Here is a 19,714-nt window from a genome sequence, read left to right on the forward strand (position 1 = left end):
AGGTTTACCGTCCTTTTGCCAGATACTGCGCCATCTCCTCTTCCGGCACCATGCCGCCGCCGGTTGCCCACACCAGATGGGTCGCATTGCGCATCTGCTCAGCGGTGAAACCGTGCATCTGCTGATACGCCTGGCTGGCGCAGACCCGCTGCGGCCCGGCCATGCCGGCCAGAGCGGATGGCTCCAGGCGAATACCTTCTTCTTCGGCTAACCAACCCAGCATATCGTACATGGTCTGGTCATCGAGAGAGTAGAACCCATCCAGCAGGCGCTCCATTGCCCGACCCACGAAACCGGAGGCGCGGCCTACCGCCAGGCCGTCTGCGGCGGTCAGATTATCAATCCCCAGATCCTGAACCGAAATCTGGTCATGCAGACCGGTATAGACACCCAGCAACATGCACGGGGAGTGGGTCGGTTCGGCGAAGAAGCAGTGTACGCTATCGCCAAACGCCAGCTTCAGGCCAAACGCCACGCCGCCGGGGCCGCCGCCAACGCCGCACGGCAGGTAAACAAACAGAGGATGACTGGCGTCCACTACGCGCCCTTCGCGGGCAAACTGCGCTTTTAGCCGCTCACCGGCCACGGAGTAGCCGAGGAACAGGGTGCGCGAGTTCTCGTCATCGATAAAGAAGCAGTTCGGGTCGGACTCGGCGGCTTGCCGTCCCTGCTCAACCGCCACGCCGTAATCCTCTTCGTACTCCACCACCGTTACGCCGTGGCTGCGCAGTTTGGCCTTTTTCCACGCTCTGGCGTCGGCGGACATATGTACCGTCACCTTGAAGCCGATGCGTGCGCTCATAATGCCAATCGACATTCCCAGGTTGCCGGTGGAGCCAACGGCGATGCTGTACTGGCTGAAGAAGGCCCTGAACTCGGGGGTTAGCAGCTTACGATAATCATCGGTTGTGTTTAATAATCCCGCGTCGATCGCCAGTTTTTCCGCATGCGTCAGCACTTCATAAATGCCGCCGCGGGCCTTAATCGAGCCGGAAATCGGCAGGTGACTGTCTTTTTTCAGCAGCAGATCGCCGCCAATCGGTTGATGAAAGGTTTTTTCCAGCCGGGCCTTCATTGCCGGGATGGCTACCAGTTCTGATTCGATAATACCGCCAGTGGCTGCGGTTTCCGGAAAGGCTTCCGCCAGGTATGGCGCAAAACGATCGAGCCGGGCGTGGGCGTCCTGAACGTCTTCTGTCGTCAGGCCAACGTAGGGTAACCCTTCCGCCAGCGACGTCGTTGACGGGTTAAACCAGGTGGTTTCTTTCAGGGCTATCAGTTCCTCCAGCAGAGGAAACTGCGCGAGTAAATTGGTCATGTCAGCGTTTTTCATATTACGTCTCTTTGCGCTCAGATGATGAAAGAAAGCAGGAATGTACCGGCCAGTGCAAGCAGCGAAGCGATAAAGGTCGCTGTGGTATAGTATTTGAACGTTTCGTTAAGGCTTGCCCCGCAGTACTGCTTAACCAGCCAGAACAGGGAGTCCGTCACGATAGTGCAGCCAATCGCGCCGGAGCCGATGGCGATAGCGATGATTTCCGGGCTCACGCCGGGATAGAGCGGCAGCATCGGTGCGACGATGGCGGTTGCGCCCATCATTGCCACGGTGGCGGAACCGACTGCGGCATGCAGAATCAGCGCCACCAGCCAGGCCAGCAGAATCGGGTGCATATCGAGGTTCGACAGAATTACCGCCAGCGTATCGGCCAGACCGCTGGTCTTCAGGATGGCGTTGAAGGCCCCGCCTGCGCCGATAATCAGCAGGATATTGGCGATAGAGCCGAAGCAGTTTTCCGTATGCGTCAGCAGGATGCTCATGCCCATATTCTGACGGATGCCCAGCACGTAATAGGCCACAAAGACCGCGATGAACATGGCGGTGATGGGGTTACCGATAAACTCCAGCAGCATATACAGCGTGCCGCCTTTGGTCATATTCAGTTCGGCGATGGTTTTTACCAGCATCAGGCCGATCGGCAGCAGGACGGTAAACAGGGTGGCGCCAAGCGAAGGCAGGGTCTCTTCTTTGCGCACTTCGAGATTGGCAAATTCAGCCGGAACCGCTTTAAACGGCAGGCGGTTGCCGAGCAGCCGCAGGAACAGCGGGCCACCGACCAGCGAAGCCAGCAGGCCCACCAGCAGACCGTATACGATCACCGTCCCGATATCCGCGCCCAGCTTATTCGCGACAAACAGCGCCGCCGGATGCGGCGGCACCACGCAGTGTACCGCCATCAGCGCCGTACACAGCGGGATGGCCAGCTTGAGCAGCGACGTGTTGGTCTTTTTGGCAATGGAAAACGCCAGCGGGATCAGCAGCACCACGCCTACTTCAACGAACAGCGTGATCCCGCAAATCAGGCCCACCAGCACCATAATGACGTCAGCGGACAGCCAGCGGCAGCGCTGGAGCGTCAGGCCGATACGCTCAGCCGCGCCGGAGACCTCCATCATTTTGCCGAGAATCGTCCCCAGCCCAATTACCGCCGCCAGGAAGCCCAGCGTGCCGCCAATCCCGCTCTCGATGGCGTTAACCATATCCAGCGGGCTCATGCCCATCATGGCGCCGACGAAAAAGCTGGCCAGCAGCAGCGCCAGAAACGGGTGAAACTTCAGTTTGACGATAGTTAACACAATCAACACGATGCTGATCAGCAGCGTGCTCACAACCCAGATCTGAGATTCCATACCCCACCTCGCCTGTGAATAATCTATCGCTATTGAACAGAAAAACGACGCCTGCTGACAAACGATATAAACGGCCCTTCAGATGAACCAGATTGAATCAAAAAGGTGATTTTGCTCTAAAATTGTCTGTTATGTGTGCTATGAATCACTTTTATTCATCTTTAACGCGCAGCTGGCGCGAAAAATTTCTTACACTCGGCGGGGAATAGTGAAGGAGTAAGAGATGGAAACACTAAAAGAGTTAGGCACTCGCCTGCTTAACGGCTGGCAGCTATCGAAGCTGTATACCTTTGAAGTCGCCGCCCGGCATGAGTCGTTTGCGCTGGCGGCGGAGGAGCTGTCGCTGACGCCGAGCGCGGTGAGCCACCGTATCAACCAGCTGGAAGAAGAGCTGGGGATCCAGCTGTTTGTGCGCTCGCATCGCAAGGTAGAGCTGACGCATGAAGGTAAGCGGGTGTACTGGGCGCTGAAGTCCTCGCTGGATAGCTTAAACCAGGAGATTCTGGATATTAAAAATCAGGAGCTGTCGGGAACCTTAACGGTGTATTCGCGCCCGTCCATCGCCCAGTGCTGGCTGGTGCCTGCGCTCGGCGATTTTACCCGCCGCTATCCGTCGATATCGCTCACCGTGCTGACCGGCAACGATAACGTTAATATGCAGCGTGCGGGCATTGATCTGGCGATCTACTTCGATGATGCGCCTTCATCGCAGTTGAGCCACCATTTTCTGATGGATGAGGCCATCGTGCCGGTCTGCACGGCGAACTACGCGCGCCAGCATCAGCTACCGCAGAATCCCGGTAATCTTCGCCACTGTACGCTGTTGCACGATCGTCAGGCCTGGAGTAACGATTCCGGCACCGATGAGTGGTTCAGTTGGGCGCAGACATTCGGCATCGAGTTGCCGCAATCGTCGGGTATTGGCTTCGATCGTTCGGATTTAGCGGTGATTGCCGCGATGAATCACGTCGGCGTGGCGATGGGGCGTAAGCGGCTGGTGCAAAAGCGCCTGGAGAGCGGAGAACTGATCGCGCCGTTCGGCGAGATGACCCTGAAATGCCATCAGCACTACTACGTGACGACCCTGCCGGGCCGTCAGTGGCCGAAAATCGATGCTTTTATCCACTGGCTGCAGAGCCAGGCGCAATTATGATGACCGGCTTAGTTTCATCCCGGTGGCGCTGTGTGTATGACCGGGCTACGGGTTTACCGCCGTCTGGGGGCCGGTAGCCCGGACAGATGCGCAGCATCGCCTCCGGGAATTATGCCGGGGCTGATAATTCGCCACCGCTTCCTGGCTTGCGCTGCGCTTCGCCGGGCTACGGGTTTACCGGCGTCCGTCATTTTGTCGCCCGGGTAAGACGCGCCGCGTCGCGACCCGGGGAACCCGCCAAGAAGCCTTAAACCGGCTGCTGATGTTGATGAAACCGCGACGCCAGCGGCAGCCAGCACAGCAGAATCAGCAATCCCATCAGCATCATCAGCAGGCCGAGGCTGCCCTGGCCGGTTTGCGGCATCATCGCCGACAGCCACGCCAGCACGCCGGAACCGATGTTTTGTAATCCGCCCACTAACGCCCCGGCGGTGCCGGCAAGGAACGGGAAAGGTTCCATCGCGCCGCTGGTTGCCAGCGGAAACAGCATTCCTGCGCCAAAGAAGAACAGCGCAGCAGGAACCAGCAGGGTCCAGACGGTCATCACGCCCAGCAGGCCCGGTATCCACATCAGCACGCCCGCCAGCAGGCAGCAAATCACCGACTGCCACATCAGCGTCGGGAAGCGTTTGTTTGGCCGCCCGGCAAACCAGGCGCCAAAGAACGCCGCCGGAATCGGCAGAATAAACAGAATGCTGACCGACATACTGCTCAGTCCCAGCACCGCCCCCATCAGCACCCCGGAACAGGCTTCGAATACGGCAATGCCCGCGAGGCCGCCGATCAGCATCAGCAGATAGCAGTTGAACGCGCCGGTACCGAACAGCGTTTTATAGTTGGTGATGAGACGGGTGCGCGGTGCGCCGGTGGGCCGGGTTTCCGGCATCCAGCGCGCCATGCTGAAGGTGACGCCAGCGCAAAGAATCAGCAAGAATACGAAGCAGGCCCGCCAGTTCCACAAGGTATCAAGAATACCGCCAATCAACGGGGCCAGCAGTGGGCTTACCAGAATTCCCATATTCAGCAGGCTATTGGCGTGCCTGAGCTGCGCGCCTTCATACAGGTCACGCGGCAGGGTACGCGCCATCACGCCGCCGACGCCAGTACCCATTCCCTGCAGTGCGCTGGCGCCGATCAACACTGGCAGACTATGGGTGGTAATGGCAATCAGCGTCGCCAGCATAAAAATAGACATCCCAACGAGGATCACCGGACGCCGGCCAACGCGATCGGAGAGCGGGCCGTAGAAAAGCTGCGAGACGCCGTAGGTCAGCAGATAAGCGGCCATCACGCTCTGTACCGCGCCTTCACGCACGTTTAGCGATACCGCCATATCGGCAATCGCCGGGATATAAATGGTCTGCGCCATCTGGCCGACGGCCACCAGCAGTACCAGCATCAACAACAAATTGAAGTTCTTATGCCGTTTCATGTCGATGAATACTTTGTAGAAAGTTGAAGGTAAAGAATATGTGACTGGCACATCCGCAAAACGATGGAGGAATCTACCATATTAAAATGACAGAACAACCCTGTAAGGGGGGATTATCGGGGATGTTCAGGCAGGTTTTGTAAACAACAATCGGCAACTAATGTTGCCATGTGTGGTTTACGACAGCCGCAGCAGAATCGCCCCGGCGGCAATGCCGCAGGCAGCCACGATGCGTAATGGAACCATCTTTTCTTTCAACAGGATAAACGCGATAACCGCGCCAAAAAGAATTGAGGTTTCGCGCAGGGCGGCGACCACCGCTAGCGGCGCCTGGGTCATTGCCCACAGCGCCAGGCCATAAGAACCCATAGTGCCAACGCCGCCGACCAGGCCTTTCTTCCAGTGCTGGCGCAGATAGCGGCTGGCCTGCGGGCGTCGGGCAATCATCGCCCAGCCCAGCAGACAGAAGCCATTCATAAAAAAGGTCCATAGCGTATAGCCCAGTGCGGTTTCTGAAAGCCGCACCCCGGTTCCGTCTACCAGCGTATAACCGGCAATAAAGCAGGCGTTGATCAGCGCTAATAGGATACCGGTGCTTGAACGGGATCGGCCGTTAAACGCCATCGCCAGTATCGCCAGGCAGATGACGCCGATGCCCAGCCACGCCAGCGGAGAGAGGTGGTCGCCAAGGAAGATAACGCTGATTATCGCCACCAGCAGCGGCGCGGTTCCGCGCATCAGCGGATAGGTCTGGCTCATATCCGAGACCTGATAGGTTTTCGCCACCAGCACCGTATACACCACCTGTAGCGCGCAGGAGACAGCAAGAAACGGCACGCTGGCCAGCGTCGGCTGGGGGGCAAAAGGGAGCAAAACCAGGGCGATGAGCGAGGCTGAGCCGCTAACGCCAATCGCCGCGTACATTTTATCGCCGCTGGCTTTAACGATAGCGTTCCAGCTTGCGTGAAGCAGGGCGGCGAACAGCAATATACAGAATACGGTAATGGTCATTGCAGCCTGGCGCTGGGGGATAAATCGTCACTGGACTGTAACATGGGCGCGCTTTGGCAACCAGAGACAGCTAGAGCGAACAAAACAGGCGATGGGTGACCCGCGGTTCATCATAGACCGGGCGAAATCCCAGATTTTCATAAAACGACCAGGCCGTTGACGGCGCATGGGTGTTGAGAAAATCAAAGCTGGCGCCGGAGTGGGTAATAACCGAGACCAGCAGCTGATGCCCGATCCCCTGCCGACGGTGGCGCTCGCCGATATATAAATGGCGGATGCGGCCGGCTCGCGGCTGCTGGCTAAAAGGGTCGACATTGAGCCCGCAAACCCCGACCAGCTGCCCAAATGCAAAAGCGCCCAGCAGCTTTTCTCCCGGCGCGTTAAAGCGGTTTATCTCGCTCTGCCAGTTCTCCGCCAGGCGGCCCAGCATAGTCAGGTTTTGCGTCAGGCTTTCGGCGCGTAGTGCCGAAAAACCGGGTTCGTCCGGGGTGATGGCGGCAATCAACAAGGGGGCCATAATTTTCTCCGTCAGGTTAGCCTGTAGAGGGGCGGTTTCCCGCCCCTCTCAGGTGCGACTTGAACCTGAATCAGCGGAACTGTTTCAGGACTGCATCAAGTAGTTGCAACACGGCAACCATGAGTTTCAGGATCAGAACAACGATATCCACTCCGCCCATACGCGTCTCCTCTGGTTCAGGAGCACAACCGGCTGGCGTACCTTTCCGCCGCCTGTTGCCAGCCAGGGTATACCCGTCATCATTCAGGCGCGACCAGTGGGTTGCGGGCTAAATGATTCGGGGTATTTGTTGACGTAACACAGTGTGCTCTTCTGGGGTTAAGGCGCTGACGGCACCACCCGTTTCAGCCAGGACTTTTTTTGCGCCGGTAAAAGTGCGGCCCCAGATTCACCCTGCGTACCCCCTCAGTATAGAATGAATACTGTATGTATGAACAGTATTTTTTGGACAAATTTGCATACGCGATCCATACTCTAAATCAGCAAAAACCGTCGTGAAAATTGCGCCTTCTTCCCCGATCGCGTATACTTTTTTCGTTGACGTAATACAGTGTGCTTGCGGCCACCAACCGTAAAATACCGAGCAGAAAACCTCGCCGCGGCGGGGTTTTTTGTTTTTATCCCGCCGCAAATTAATGTGATCTTCCGCGCAGTTTTTCCTGGTTGAAAATAAATCCATTGTGAAATGACAAAAGCTGTGTTTGTATAAATTCATTCCCTTTTTTGAGACAACAGGTCCCTAATGAACGCTACCACGCTGACTTCGACCCTACTACTAACCGCGCCTGCCGCGGTGGTCGTCGTGTCTGTGGTGGTCGTCGTCGGCAACGCGCCGTAGGGTCCGGAACAACACGAATTCCAAACCCCGCCGGCGCAAACCGAGCGGGGTTTTTCGTTTCATGCCCCCCGGTAAGTCGGCCCAGAATAAAAGGACTGGAGCATGGCAAGTTCGGGCACAACATCACAAAAAATGCGCTTCACTGGCGCACAGTTAGTCGTTCATTTACTGGAGCGTCAGGGGATCACTACGGTCAGCGGCATTCCGGGCGGCTCCATCCTTCCGATTTACGATGCGTTAAGTCAAAGCACTCAGATCCGCCATATTCTGGCGCGTCACGAGCAGGGCGCGGGATTTATCGCCCAGGGCATGGCGCGCACCGAGGGCAAACCGGCGGTGTGTATGGCCTGTAGCGGCCCGGGAGCCACTAACCTGATCACCGCTATCGCCGATGCCCGTCTGGATTCGATTCCGCTGGTGTGCATTACCGGCCAGGTTCCGGCTTCAATGATCGGCACCGATGCCTTCCAGGAAGTTGACACCTACGGTATCTCTATCCCCATCACGAAACATAACTATCTGGTACGCAACATCGCTGAACTGCCGCAGGTGATGAGCGACGCGTTTCGCATCGCGCAGTCCGGGCGACCAGGGCCGGTGTGGATAGATATTCCTAAGGATGTTCAGGCCGCGACCATTGAGCTCGATGCCCTGCCGGAACCCGGCGCCCGTACGGCGGCTCCGATGTTCGATAGCGCCAGCGTGCGTGAAGCGGCGACGATGATTAACGCCGCGCAGCGTCCGGTGCTCTATCTGGGCGGTGGGGTGATCAACGCGCCTGAGCACATTCGCCAACTGGCGGAAAAAGCCAACCTGCCGACCACCCAGACCCTGATGGCGCTGGGGATGCTGCCGAAAGCGCATCCGCTGTCGCTGGGCATGCTGGGGATGCACGGCGCGCGCAGCACCAATTTTATTTTGCAAGAGGCTGATTTATTGGTTGTTTTAGGGGCGCGTTTTGATGACCGGGCGATTGGTAAAACCGAGCAGTTCTGCCCGAATGCGAAAATTATCCACGTTGATATCGACCGCTCTGAGCTGGGTAAAATCAAACAGCCGCACGTGGCGATTCAGGGCGATGTTGGCGAAGTGCTGGCGCAGCTGATCCCGCAGGTCGAGGCGCAGCCGCGCAGCGAATGGCTGCAGCTGGTGGCCGATCTGCAGCGGGAGTTCCCCTGCACCATTCCGCAGGAGCAAGACCCGCTTACCCACTATGGCCTGATTAACGCCGTTGCCGCCTGCGTTGACGATGAGGCAATCGTGACCACCGACGTCGGCCAGCACCAGATGTGGGTCGCGCAGGCGTATCCGCTGAACCGTCCGCGCCAGTGGCTGACCTCCGGCGGCCTCGGCACCATGGGCTTTGGTCTGCCTGCCGCGGTAGGCGCGGCGCTGGCTAACCCGCAGCGCAAGGTCATCTGCTTCTCCGGAGACGGCAGCCTGATGATGAACATTCAGGAAATGGCTACCGCGGCGGAAAATCAGCTGGACGTGAAAATTATCCTCATGAATAACGAAGCGCTGGGGCTGGTTTATCAGCAGCAGAGCCTGTTCTATAAGCAGGGCGTATTCGCCGCAACCTATCCTGGCATGGTCAACTTTATGCAGATTGCCGCCGGTTTTGGTCTGCAAACCTGTGATTTAAATAACGAAGCCGACCCGCAGGCGGCGCTGCAGGCGATTATCGACCGCCCGGGTCCGGCGCTGATCCACGTGCGTATCGATGCTGAAGAAAAAGTGTATCCGATGGTACCGCCGGGTGCGGCCAATACTGAAATGGTGGGGGAATAAGCCATGCAACAAGCGACTCATGAAAACGTTATTCTACAGCTCACCGTGCGCAACCATCCCGGCGTGATGACCCACGTTTGCGGCCTGTTTGCCCGCCGCGCATTTAACGTGGAAGGCATTCTTTGTCTGCCGATTCAGGACAGCAACCAGAGCCGCATCTGGCTACTGGTCAACGACGATCAGCGCCTCGGGCAGATGATTAGTCAGATTGAAAAGCTGGAAGACGTTGAGAAAGTGGTACGCAATCAGTCCGATCCCTCCATGTTCAGCAAAATTGCGGTGTTCTTCGAATAATCGCTCGCGGCTTGAACCGCGGCGCGCGATAGACAAAATCACTCAAGCCGCATCAGGGCAGCAAGTATGAGCATCCCCGGGCGCTTACTCAGGTAAGCGACTGGGGGACAGAGGCAGCTTGAAGGATGACGTTTATACCGTTAAGGTAAGCGCGTTTTTTATCCTCCCAGGAATCGCCATGACCACAATCGCCCTTATTGACGATCATCTTATCGTCCGCTCCGGCTTTGCCCAACTGCTGGGGCTGGAAGCCGATTTTCAGGTCGTCGCAGAATTCGGTTCCGGGCGCGAAGCGCTGGCGGGGCTGCCCGGCCGCGGCGTGCAGGTCTGCATCTGCGATATCTCGATGCCGGATATCTCCGGGCTTGAGCTGTTAAGCCAGCTACCGAAAGGAATGGCGATCGTAATGCTGTCGGTGCACGACAGTCCGGCGCTGGTGGAGCAGGCGCTGAACGCCGGCGCGCGCGGTTTTCTCTCCAAGCGCTGCAGCCCGGATGAGCTGATCGCTGCCGTCCGCACCGTGGCGGCCGGCGGCTGCTATCTGACGCCGGATATCGCCATGAAGCTGGCGGCCGGACGACGGGACCCGCTGACCAAACGCGAACGCGAAGTGGCGGAAAAGCTGGCGCAGGGGATGGCGGTAAAGGAGATTGCCGCCGAGCTGGGCCTGTCGCCAAAAACCGTGCACGTTCATCGTGCCAATCTGCTGGAAAAGCTGGGCGTCAGCAACGACGTTGAGCTGGCGCGCCGCATGTTCGATAGCTGGCAATGAACGCCTTTCTCTCCCGGCTGCTCTCGGTTATCGGCTGTTGCTTTATCTTTTCCGCCGCGTGGTTTTGCCTGTGGAGCATCAGCCTGCACCTGGTAGAGCGTGCCGATCTTGCGGTACTGCTGTTTCCCTTCGGGCTGCGTCTTGGCCTGATGCTGCAGTGCCCGCGCGGCTACTGGCCGGTTCTGCTGGGCGCGGAGTGGCTGCTGATCCTCTGGCTGGCGCAGGAAGTTGCGCTGGCGCACCCGATAATATTGATGACCGGAAGTCTGTTGACCCTGCTGCCGGTGGCGCTGATCTCGCGCTATCGTCAGCAGCGCGACTGGCTCACCCTGCTGCGCCAGGGGGGCGCGTTGATCGCCGCTGCGCTGCTTCAGTCGCTGCCGTGGCTGCTGGAGGGTAAAGAGGGGCTGAACGCGCTGCTGCTGACCCTGACCGGCGGCCTGACGCTGGCTCCCACTTGCCTGGTGATTTGGCACTATCTCACCAGCACCGTCTGGCGGCCGCTGGGGCCATCGCTGGTCTCGCAGCCGGTGAACTGGCGCGGGCGGCATCTTGTCTGGTACCTGCTGCTGTTCAGCGTCAGCCTCTGGCTTCAGCTGGGGCTACCCGCCGAGCTCTCACGATTTACGCCCTTCTGCCTGGCGCTGCCGATTATCGCTCTGGCCTGGCATTACGGCTGGCAGGGCGCGCTGATCGCGACCCTGATGAACGCTATCGCGCTGATCGCCAGCCAGACCTGGCACGAACACCCGGTGGATTTATTGCTTTCGCTGCTGGCGCAAAGCCTGACGGGCCTGTTGCTGGGCGCCGGCATTCAGCGGCTGCGCGAGCTGAACCAGTCGCTGCAAAACGAGCTGGTGCGTAACCAGCGGCTGGCGGAACGTCTGCTGGAAACCGAAGAGAGCGTACGTCGCGAGGTCGCCCGCGAGCTGCACGATGATATCGGCCAGACCATTACCGCCATCCGCACCCAGGCGGGGATCGTCCAGCGTCTGGCGCCGAACAGCGCCAGCGTCAGGCAGAGCGGGCAGCTGATTGAACAGCTTTCGCTCGGCGTCTATGATTCGGTGCGCCGCCTGCTGGGCCGCCTGCGCCCGCGCCAGCTGGACGATCTGACGCTTGAGCAGGCGGTTCGCTCGCTGATGCGCGAAATGGAGCTGGAGGATCGCGGTATGGTCAGCCATCTGGAGTGGCGTATTGATGAGTCGCTGCTGAGTGAAAACCAGCGAGTCACCCTGTTCCGCGTTTGTCAGGAGGGGCTGAATAATATTGTCAAACACGCCAGCGCCAGCGCCGTCACGCTGCAGGGCTGGCAGCAGGAGCAGCGGCTGATGCTGGTGCTGGAGGACGACGGCTGCGGCCTGCCGCCGGGCTCCGGTCAGCAGGGCTTTGGCCTCACCGGCATGCGCGAACGCGTCAGCGCGCTGGGCGGCACCTTAACCATCTCCTGCACCCACGGCACCCGCGTTTGCGTCAGCCTGCCGCTGCGCTACGCCTGAGGAACGACGATGTTTGCCTTTTTGAAATCTCCGCCCGATGCTCCGCCGATTACCGATAAACAGGCGCTGGACGAGCGCTACCGCTACTGGCGTCGACATATTCTGCTGACCATCTGGCTGGGCTATGCGCTGTTTTATTTTACGCGTAAAAGCTTTAATGCCGCCGTGCCGGAAATCCTCGCCAGCAACGTACTGACGCGTAGCGATATCGGCCTGCTGGCAACGCTGTTCTACATCACCTACGGGCTATCGAAGTTTTTCTCCGGTATCGTCAGCGACCGCTCTGATGCTCGCTATTTTATGGGGATTGGTCTGGTCGCCACCGGCGTAGTGAATATCCTGTTTGGCTTTTCCACTTCGCTGTGGGCCTTCGCGCTGCTGTGGGCCCTGAACGCCTTCTTCCAGGGCTGGGGGTCGCCGGTGTGCGCGCGTCTGCTGACGGCCTGGTATTCGCGTACCGAACGCGGCGGCTGGTGGGCGTTGTGGAACACGGCGCATAACGTCGGCGGGGCGCTGATCCCGATGGTGGTTGGCGCGGCGGCGCTGCACTACGGCTGGCGAACGGGAATGATGATTGCCGGCATGCTGGCGATCCTCGCCGGGCTGTTTCTCTGCTGGCGACTGCGCGACCGGCCGCAGGCGGTAGGGCTGCCCGCAGTAGGCGACTGGCGTCACGATGAACTGGAGATTGCCCAGCAGCAGGAAGGGGTAGGGCTGACTCGCAAAGAGATCCTCACCAAATACGTGCTGTTGAATCCCTATATCTGGCTGCTCTCGCTGTGCTACGTGCTGGTATATGTAGTGCGCGCAGCGATTAACGACTGGGGCAATCTCTATATGTCGGAAACGCTCGGCGTCGATCTGGTCACGGCGAATTCTGCGGTCACCATGTTCGAGGTAGGCGGTTTTATCGGCGCGCTGGTGGCGGGCTGGGGCTCGGATAAGCTGTTTAACGGCAATCGCGGGCCGATGAACCTGATTTTCGCCGCCGGGATTTTGCTGTCGGTCGGCGGCCTGTGGCTGATGCCGTTCGCCAGCTACGTGATGCAGGCGGCCTGTTTCTTTACCGCCGGCTTTTTCGTTTTTGGCCCGCAGATGCTGATTGGCATGGCGGCGGCGGAGTGCTCGCACAAAGAGGCGGCGGGGGCGGCAACCGGCTTTGTCGGGCTGTTTGCCTATCTTGGCGCGTCGCTCTCCGGCTGGCCGCTGGCGCAGGTCATGGAGATCTGGCACTGGAGCGGTTTTTTCGTGGTCATCGCCATTGCTGCCGGCATCTCCGCTCTGCTGCTGCTGCCGTTTCTAAATGCCCAGGCGCCGAGAGAAGCGTGATCTGCCTCACCTTTCTCCGCCGAATGGCGTAAAACTAAGAAATTTTCCCGGTTTCGCCTGGACGCTGTCTCAGGCGGGTCTTCCGGCTGATTTTTACAATGCCTGCTATTCGCAGGTAGTAAATCAGCTCAGGAGTCACCCAATCATGCTGGCCTTCTTAAACCAGGTGCGCAAGCCTACCCTGGACCTGCCGCTCGAAGCGCGGCGCAAAATGTGGTTCAAACCGTTCATGCAGTCGTATCTGGTGGTTTTCATCGGCTATCTGACCATGTACCTGATCCGCAAAAACTTTAATATCGCGCAGAACGACATGATCTCCACCTACGGGTTGAGCATGACGCAGCTGGGGATGATCGGCCTCGGATTCTCTATCACCTACGGCGTGGGTAAAACGCTGGTTTCTTACTACGCAGACGGTAAGAACACCAAGCAGTTCCTGCCGTTTATGCTGATCCTCTCGGCCATTTGTATGCTCGGCTTCAGCGCCAGCATGGGTGCGGGGTCGACCAGCCTGTTCCTGATGATCGCCTTCTACGCCCTGAGCGGCTTTTTCCAGAGCACCGGCGGGTCGTGCAGCTATTCGACCATTACCAAGTGGACGCCCCGCCGTAAACGCGGCACCTTCCTCGGATTCTGGAATATCTCTCACAACCTCGGCGGCGCCGGCGCCGCGGGCGTGGCGCTGTTTGGCGCGAACTACCTGTTCGACGGCCACGTCATCGGGATGTTTATCTTCCCGTCGATTATTGCGCTAATCGTCGGTTTTATCGGCCTGCGCTTCGGCAGCGACTCCCCGGAATCTTACGGTCTCGGTAACGCCGAAGAGCTGTTTGGCGAAGAGATCAGCGAAGAGGATAAAGAGACGGAAGAGAACGCCATGACCAAATGGCAGATCTTTGTCGAGTACGTGCTGAAGAACAAAGTTATCTGGCTGCTGTGTTTCTCCAACATCTTTCTGTACGTGGTGCGCATCGGCATTGACCAGTGGTCCACCGTTTACGCTTTCCAGGAGCTGAAGCTCTCCAAAGAAGTGGCGATTCAGGGCTTTACCCTTTTTGAAGTAGGCGCGCTGGTCGGCACGCTGCTATGGGGCTGGCTGTCGGATCTGGCAAACGGTCGTCGGGCGCTGGTAGCCTGCATTGCGCTGGCGCTGATTATCGCCACCCTTGGGGTTTATCAGCACGCCAGTAACCAGTACGTTTATCTCGCATCGCTGTTTGCGCTGGGTTTCCTGGTTTTTGGCCCGCAGCTGCTGATCGGCGTTGCCGCAGTAGGCTTTGTGCCGAAAAAAGCGATTGGCGCAGCCGACGGGATCAAGGGCACCTTTGCCTATCTGATCGGCGATAGCTTCGCCAAGCTCGGCCTCGGGATGATCGCCGACGGAACGCCGATTTTTGGCCTCACCGGCTGGGCGGGGACCTTTGCGGCGCTGGATGCGGCGGCAATTGGCTGCATCTGCCTGATGGCCATCGTTGCGGTGTTTGAAGAACGTAAAATTCGCCGTCAGAAAAAGACACAAACTTTGCAGACTGCCTGAGTCATTGGGTGTGAGTCACGTTGCCCGGCCTTTGCGCCGGGCTTTTTTATACCTCTTGCCGGGCGGTTTGATGATAGCGAGACGAGGTCGCGATAAGTCACATTCTGGTACCACCGACAGTCGACAGCGGGCAATTTCCCATTATGATAGTGGTGCTGCGATTGAATGAGAGGATGCATGATCTGGTTAGGACTGGCCACGCTGATAGTGGTATTTGTTGTGGGATTTCGGGTGCTTACCTCTGATTCACGCCGTGCGATTCGCCGTCTGAGCGAACGGTTAGGCATTACGCCGGTACCGCTGGAATCGATGATCGATCAGCTGGGAAAAACGGCCGGTAACGAGTATCTGCGCTACCTGGAACGGCCGAATGAAGCGCATTTGCAAAATGCCGCTCAGGTGCTGCTGATTTGGCAGACTGCTATCGTCGACGGCAGCGAGCAGAACCTGCATTACTGGTATCGGTTGATGAAAAAGGCCCGCCTCGCGGCGCCAATTACCGAAGCGCAAATTCGCCTCGCGCAAGGTTTCCTTCGCGAGCTGGAGCCGGAAGTGAGCGAGCTGCACGCTTTACAGGAGCGCTATAACACGCTGTTTTTACCCGAAGATGGGGTCCACTGGCTACACTGATAGCGCTTCCCTGTGCACTGTTGGCTTCGTTAAAACTCCTCCTGACGAGACCAACTATGCAAAAGTCATCACCTCAAAGTGGCATCATCTGTCCTTACTTCCAATGAAATCATCGTTAACGGGTGGCCTGACGACGGCGATACCTGAAAGCAGATTAACCACTGCATAAATCATTTTACAAAGAGGTGGATTGTTTTTATAGCTAATAGGCTATAATTTGCTTATAGCTTATTGGCTATGAGGGATCGCTGATGTGGAATGTTGAAACAACGGAGGTTTTCGACAAGTGGTTTGAGGCGCAGACCGAAGCACTCAAAGAGGATATGCTCGCCGCTATGGTGATCTTATCCGAGTATGGCCCCCAACTGGGAAGGCCGTTTGCGGATACAGTAAACGATTCTGCTTTTTCGAATATGAAAGAGTTACGCGTTCAGCATCAAGGTAGCCCGATCCGCGCTTTCTTTGTATTTGATCCTTCTCGTTGTGGCATCCTGTTATGTGCCGGAGATAAAACAGGGTTAAATGAAAAGAGATTCTATAAAGATATGATCAAGCTTGCAGATGCTGAGTACCGTAAGCACCTTAATCAGTAAGGAAAAAATATGGCGACCCTTAAAGAATTAATGGCCAAACAGAGCCCGGAAAGCCAGGCGCGTATTGCTGAAAAAGTCGAAGCGATGCGTCAGGTTATCGCTTTAAGTATGTTAAGGGAGGAGCTGAATTTGTCTCAGGCCGAGCTGGCTAAGGCTATGGGTGTTAAACAGCCCACCATTGCTAAAATGGAGCAGGCCGATAACGACCCCCGCCTGTCAACGCTGAAGCGGTACGTTGCGGCGCTCGGGGGTGAGTTAAGTATTGATGTTAAGCTGCCAGGCGGCAAGCGAATCGCATTCCATCTTTAATCCAGCGAACCTTGTTGTCGCGGGCGATACTGGTGAGAAAGTTGTCAAAACGTTAAATTCGTCACATTTTAAATGTTACACTGCGCGGCTCCTCCGTATTCAACCATGCAGGTAACTTATGACTCCTTCGAATGCCTCTGCGCCGCAGGCTAATCAGGCGGCGCGACCCAACTGGTCGGCGGTTTTTGCGGTGGCCTTCTGCGTTGCCTGCCTGATTACCGTTGAGTTCCTGCCGGTAAGCCTGCTTACGCCGATGGCACAGGATTTGGGCATCTCAGAAGGCGTTGCCGGGCAGTCGGTCACCACCACCGCGTTTGTGGCGATGTTTGCCAGCCTGTTTATCACCTCGATCATCCGCAGTACCGATCGTCGCTACGTGGTGATTCTGTTTTCCGTCCTGCTGACCGTCTCTTGTCTGCTGGTCTCCTTTGCCAACAGTTTCTCCTTGCTTCTGGTGGGGCGCGCCTGCCTGGGGCTGGCGCTGGGCGGTTTTTGGGCGATGTCGGCGTCGCTCACCATGCGACTGGTGCCGATGCGCGTGGTGCCCAAAGCGCTGTCGGTCATTTTCGGCGCGGTATCGATAGCGCTGGTGATCGCCGCGCCGCTCGGCAGCTTCCTCGGCGGGATTATCGGCTGGCGTAACGTCTTTAACGCCGCCGCGGTGATGGGCGTGGTCTGTACGATTTGGGTGTTGAAGGCGCTGCCCTCTTTGCCTGGCGAGTCGACCTCGGCGCAGCAAAATATGTTTGGCCTGTTAAAGCGCCCCGGCGTAATGGCCGGGATGTGCGCCATCTTTATGGCCTTCGCCGGCCAGTTCGCCTTCTTTACCTATATTCGCCCGGTGTATATGACGCTGGCGGGCTTTGACGTTGACGGCCTGACGCTGGTGCTGTTGAGCTTCGGCATCGCCAGCTTCGTCGGCACCTCGCTCTCTTCGATGCTGCTCAAACGATCGGTGAAAGCGGCGCTGGCGATCGCTCCGGTGGTGCTGGCCATCAGCGCGGCGGTGCTGGTGCTGTGGGGGGAGAGTAAAATCGTGGCGTCGGCGGTGGCCGTTATCTGGGGTTTTGCCTTCGCGCTGGTGCCGGTTGGCTGGTCAACGTGGATCACCCGCTCCCTGTCCGATCAGGCGGAAAAAGCCGGGTCGATTCAGGTGGCGGTGATCCAACTGGCCAATACCTGCGGCGCAGCGGTGGGCGGCGTGGCGCTGGACCACCTTGGTCTGCTCTCGCCGCTGGTCCTCTCCGGTACATTAATGCTGCTCACCGGTGTACTGGTGGCGACGAAAGTACGGGTGTAATCGGCCGCAGTCAGGCGAACCGTCAATAAATCTACGGGCGTTCGCCCTGCGCCAGGCGACGGTTGATGTCGGCAATGACGCCCGGTAAATCCGCCAGCGTATCCACGACGTAATGCGCCCCGGCGGCGGACAGCTTCCCGGCGGCGTGCTCGCGGCGGGCGGCGATCTCTTCGGCGCTCATCTGCTGATATTCCTCCCAGCTGGCGCCGAATTCGTTACCGGAAACCGCCAGACCCACGCTCCACATCCCGGCGGTTAATCCTTCGGTAATGCCGGGAGCGGAATCATCAACCTTGACGCAGTGGGCTACCGAGTCGATGCCGAGGACAATGACGTTCTGCAACGCCATCCATGGTCCCGGCCGTCCCCCGACGGCGAGGTCGTCCGTCGCTACCCAGTGGTCAGGCGCATAGCCCTGCGCGGCGGCGGCCGGCGCCAGCTTTTCCATCACCGGACGCGGATAGCCGGAACAGGAGCCAATTTTTATACCTTCGGCGCGCAGCGCGGCAATGGTGTCGACAACCCCGGCGATTGGCGCAGAAAAATCGACGACTTTGGCAATCTGCAGCGGCATAAACGCGGCATAGATCGCATCGATATCGGCAGCGTTCATCGCGCGGCCAAACTTCGCCTGCCAGCGGGCGTCCACGGCGGGCAGTTTCCCCAGCGCTGCAATATGCTGCCATTTGCCGAGACCCATCGGCACCCTGGCTTCTTCGAGTGTAATCTCCACGGCAAAAGCCTGACGGAAGGCCTCAACGAAAATCTGCGTCGGCGCGAAGGAGCCAAAGTCGACGGTGGTGCCTGCCCAATCAAGAATAACGGCGTTAATACGGTTCATGATGGTTCCTTAGCGTTGCCAGTACATGGCGTTTTTAATGGCCGCCAGCAGGGCGGTGATGTCGGCGTCGTACACTTCGCCAATGTTGCCGATACGGAAGCAGTCGCTTTGCGACACCTTGCCCGGGTAGATCACGAAACCCTGCTCTTTAAGCCGCTGATAGAAATCCTTAAAGCGATACTGCGGCGCATCCGGAGAGTAAAACGCGGTGATGATCGGCGAGTGCAGGCTATCGTTGAGCAGCGGCTGAAAGCCTAATGCGCGCATTCCGGCCACCAGACGCTGCTGGTTAGCGCAGTATCGCTGGTGACGCGCGCTCACGCCGCCTTCCTCCGCCAGTTCTTTTAACGCCTGGGCAAAGGCCAGCACGGTATGGGTCGGTGAAGTAAAGCGCCACTTGCCGTGGTTATCCTCCATGCAGCGCCACTGGGCGTAGAGATCCAGCGACAGCGAGCGCGAGCGGCCCTGGCAGTTTGCCAGTTCCGCTTCCCGGGCAATGACGAAGGCGAAGCCCGGCACCCCCTGTATGCATTTGTTGGCGGAGCTGATCAGATAGTCAATGTTCAGCGCGGCGACGTCCATGGGAATGCCGCCGAAGCTGCTCATGGCATCGACGATGTAGCGTTTGTCGTACCGTTTTGCCAGCGCCGCCACCGCTTCGATCGGGTTGAGCATACCGGTTGTCGTTTCGCAATGGACCATAGCGATATGGGTGATCGCCGGGTCGGTTTGCAGGATCCGTTCGATCGCTGCAGCGTCCGGTCGCGCGACTTCACCGCAGTCGTAAGGGTGGTGCGCAATGTTCAACAGTTTCGCCATCTCGATTATGCGCGCGCCGTAGGCGCCATTGCTGATAATCAAAATCTTGTCCTGCACGCCGATCGCGCTGCCGAGCACTGCCTCAACCGCGTAGCTACCGCTGCCTTGCAGCAGTACTGAAGTGTAGCCGTCGGCGGGCGTCGCCAGTTCCACCAGCCGTTGGCGGATGGCCTGAACCACGCCGAGATTGTAGTCATCGTCCCAGGTACAGCTGTCGAACAGCATCGCCTCTTTTACCGTACGGGAAGTGGTCAGCGGGCCGGGGGTCAGCAGCAGATAATTGCGTGAATTCATCTATTTCACCATTTGGTCTATACCAGATATTTTTTATAATGGCGATCGTCTGCGGAAAAGGTCAAAG

20 protein-coding genes are annotated in these 19,714 nt (G+C 58.2%); 12 read left to right on the forward strand and 8 right to left on the reverse strand.

Translation table 11 applies throughout. The features are described from left to right. Positions 1 to 4 precede the first annotated feature (4 nt). Together dsdA and dsdX are read right to left on the reverse strand one after the other, a co-directional pair. Entirely contained in the window at positions 5 to 1,333 is a 1,329-nt protein-coding gene (dsdA, locus tag HMPREF3178_RS06575) for a D-serine ammonia-lyase (protein WP_004107134.1), read from the reverse strand. 17 nt (positions 1,334 to 1,350) lie between these two features. After that, positions 1,351 to 2,688, reverse strand: a complete 1,338-nt coding sequence (gene dsdX, locus HMPREF3178_RS06580; protein ID WP_004107133.1) for a D-serine transporter DsdX — start codon at positions 2,686 to 2,688, stop codon at positions 1,351 to 1,353. 223 nt (positions 2,689 to 2,911) lie between these two features. Between dsdX and dsdC the strand changes: the two genes are divergently transcribed. Continuing rightward, entirely contained in the window at positions 2,912 to 3,841 is a 930-nt protein-coding gene (gene dsdC / locus HMPREF3178_RS06585; RefSeq protein ID WP_004107132.1) for a DNA-binding transcriptional regulator DsdC, read from the forward strand. A 247-nt stretch (positions 3,842 to 4,088) separates the two neighbouring features. Here dsdC and emrD read toward each other — a convergent pair whose 3' ends face one another. The 4 genes from emrD to tisB all read right to left on the reverse strand — a co-directional run bounded on the left by emrD (position 4,089) and on the right by tisB (position 6,961). After that, positions 4,089 to 5,273 carry a multidrug efflux MFS transporter EmrD gene (gene emrD, locus HMPREF3178_RS06590; protein WP_017145200.1) on the reverse strand — a complete coding sequence of 395 codons (1,185 nt, stop codon included), beginning with the start codon at positions 5,271 to 5,273 and terminating at the stop codon, positions 4,089 to 4,091. Positions 5,274 to 5,450: 177 nt separating this feature from the next. Then, positions 5,451 to 6,284, reverse strand: a complete 834-nt coding sequence (locus tag HMPREF3178_RS06595; protein WP_004107130.1) for a DMT family transporter — start codon at positions 6,282 to 6,284, stop codon at positions 5,451 to 5,453. A gap of 70 nt (positions 6,285 to 6,354) precedes the next feature. After that, on the reverse strand, positions 6,355 to 6,801 hold the full coding sequence (locus HMPREF3178_RS06600; protein ID WP_004107128.1) for a GNAT family N-acetyltransferase: 447 nt from the start codon (positions 6,799 to 6,801) through the stop codon (positions 6,355 to 6,357). A 70-nt stretch (positions 6,802 to 6,871) separates the two neighbouring features. Further along, complete coding sequence (gene tisB, locus HMPREF3178_RS06605; RefSeq protein WP_004107126.1) at positions 6,872 to 6,961, reverse strand: type I toxin-antitoxin system toxin TisB; 90 nt, start codon at positions 6,959 to 6,961, stop codon at positions 6,872 to 6,874. 582 nt (positions 6,962 to 7,543) lie between these two features. Between tisB and ivbL the strand changes: the two genes are divergently transcribed. From ivbL to nepI, 11 genes are all read left to right on the forward strand, one after another. Next, positions 7,544 to 7,639, forward strand: a complete 96-nt coding sequence (gene ivbL / locus HMPREF3178_RS29670; RefSeq protein ID WP_004107123.1) for an ilvB operon leader peptide IvbL — start codon at positions 7,544 to 7,546, stop codon at positions 7,637 to 7,639. 102 nt (positions 7,640 to 7,741) lie between these two features. Next, a complete protein-coding gene (ilvB, locus tag HMPREF3178_RS06610; protein WP_004107119.1) occupies positions 7,742 to 9,430 on the forward strand; it encodes an acetolactate synthase large subunit in 1,689 nt (562 codons plus the stop codon). Positions 9,431 to 9,433: 3 nt separating this feature from the next. Continuing rightward, positions 9,434 to 9,724 (forward strand): acetolactate synthase small subunit, encoded by a 291-nt coding sequence (gene ilvN, locus HMPREF3178_RS06615; protein ID WP_004107116.1) that lies wholly within the window; start codon positions 9,434 to 9,436, stop codon positions 9,722 to 9,724. 178 nt (positions 9,725 to 9,902) lie between these two features. After that, on the forward strand, positions 9,903 to 10,496 hold the full coding sequence (gene uhpA / locus HMPREF3178_RS06620) for a transcriptional regulator UhpA (protein WP_004107112.1): 594 nt from the start codon (positions 9,903 to 9,905) through the stop codon (positions 10,494 to 10,496). 17 nt (positions 10,497 to 10,513) lie between these two features. After that, a complete protein-coding gene (uhpB, locus tag HMPREF3178_RS06625; RefSeq protein WP_160887321.1) occupies positions 10,514 to 11,995 on the forward strand; it encodes a signal transduction histidine-protein kinase/phosphatase UhpB in 1,482 nt (493 codons plus the stop codon). A 9-nt stretch (positions 11,996 to 12,004) separates the two neighbouring features. Next, positions 12,005 to 13,324, forward strand: coding sequence for an MFS transporter (locus HMPREF3178_RS06630; RefSeq protein WP_004107101.1), 1,320 nt, complete (start codon positions 12,005 to 12,007; stop codon positions 13,322 to 13,324). Between the two features lie 145 nt (positions 13,325 to 13,469). Next, positions 13,470 to 14,861: a hexose-6-phosphate:phosphate antiporter gene (gene uhpT, locus HMPREF3178_RS06635; protein WP_004107098.1), complete on the forward strand. Its 1,392-nt coding sequence runs from the start codon at positions 13,470 to 13,472 to the stop codon at positions 14,859 to 14,861. Between the two features lie 177 nt (positions 14,862 to 15,038). Continuing rightward, positions 15,039 to 15,491 (forward strand): DUF1198 domain-containing protein, encoded by a 453-nt coding sequence (locus tag HMPREF3178_RS06640; protein ID WP_004116616.1) that lies wholly within the window; start codon positions 15,039 to 15,041, stop codon positions 15,489 to 15,491. A 251-nt stretch (positions 15,492 to 15,742) separates the two neighbouring features. Then, a complete protein-coding gene (locus HMPREF3178_RS06645) occupies positions 15,743 to 16,084 on the forward strand; it encodes a type II toxin-antitoxin system RelE/ParE family toxin (RefSeq protein ID WP_017145202.1) in 342 nt (113 codons plus the stop codon). A gap of 9 nt (positions 16,085 to 16,093) precedes the next feature. Beyond that, a complete protein-coding gene (locus HMPREF3178_RS06650; RefSeq protein ID WP_017145203.1) occupies positions 16,094 to 16,393 on the forward strand; it encodes a helix-turn-helix domain-containing protein in 300 nt (99 codons plus the stop codon). A 118-nt stretch (positions 16,394 to 16,511) separates the two neighbouring features. Next, positions 16,512 to 17,693 (forward strand): purine ribonucleoside efflux pump NepI, encoded by a 1,182-nt coding sequence (gene nepI, locus HMPREF3178_RS06655; RefSeq protein WP_017145204.1) that lies wholly within the window; start codon positions 16,512 to 16,514, stop codon positions 17,691 to 17,693. A 31-nt stretch (positions 17,694 to 17,724) separates the two neighbouring features. On the opposite strand, the gene phnX is transcribed toward nepI, so the two are convergent. Then, on the reverse strand, positions 17,725 to 18,534 hold the full coding sequence (gene phnX / locus HMPREF3178_RS06660; RefSeq protein WP_017145205.1) for a phosphonoacetaldehyde hydrolase: 810 nt from the start codon (positions 18,532 to 18,534) through the stop codon (positions 17,725 to 17,727). 9 nt (positions 18,535 to 18,543) lie between these two features. After that, a complete protein-coding gene (phnW, locus tag HMPREF3178_RS06665) occupies positions 18,544 to 19,647 on the reverse strand; it encodes a 2-aminoethylphosphonate--pyruvate transaminase (protein ID WP_017145206.1) in 1,104 nt (367 codons plus the stop codon). Positions 19,648 to 19,714 lie beyond the last annotated feature (67 nt).

Origin of the sequence: Klebsiella sp. HMSC09D12 (assembly GCF_001808475.1) — a bacterium.
In the GTDB taxonomy this organism is placed as follows: Bacteria; Pseudomonadota; Gammaproteobacteria; order Enterobacterales; family Enterobacteriaceae; genus Klebsiella; species Klebsiella oxytoca.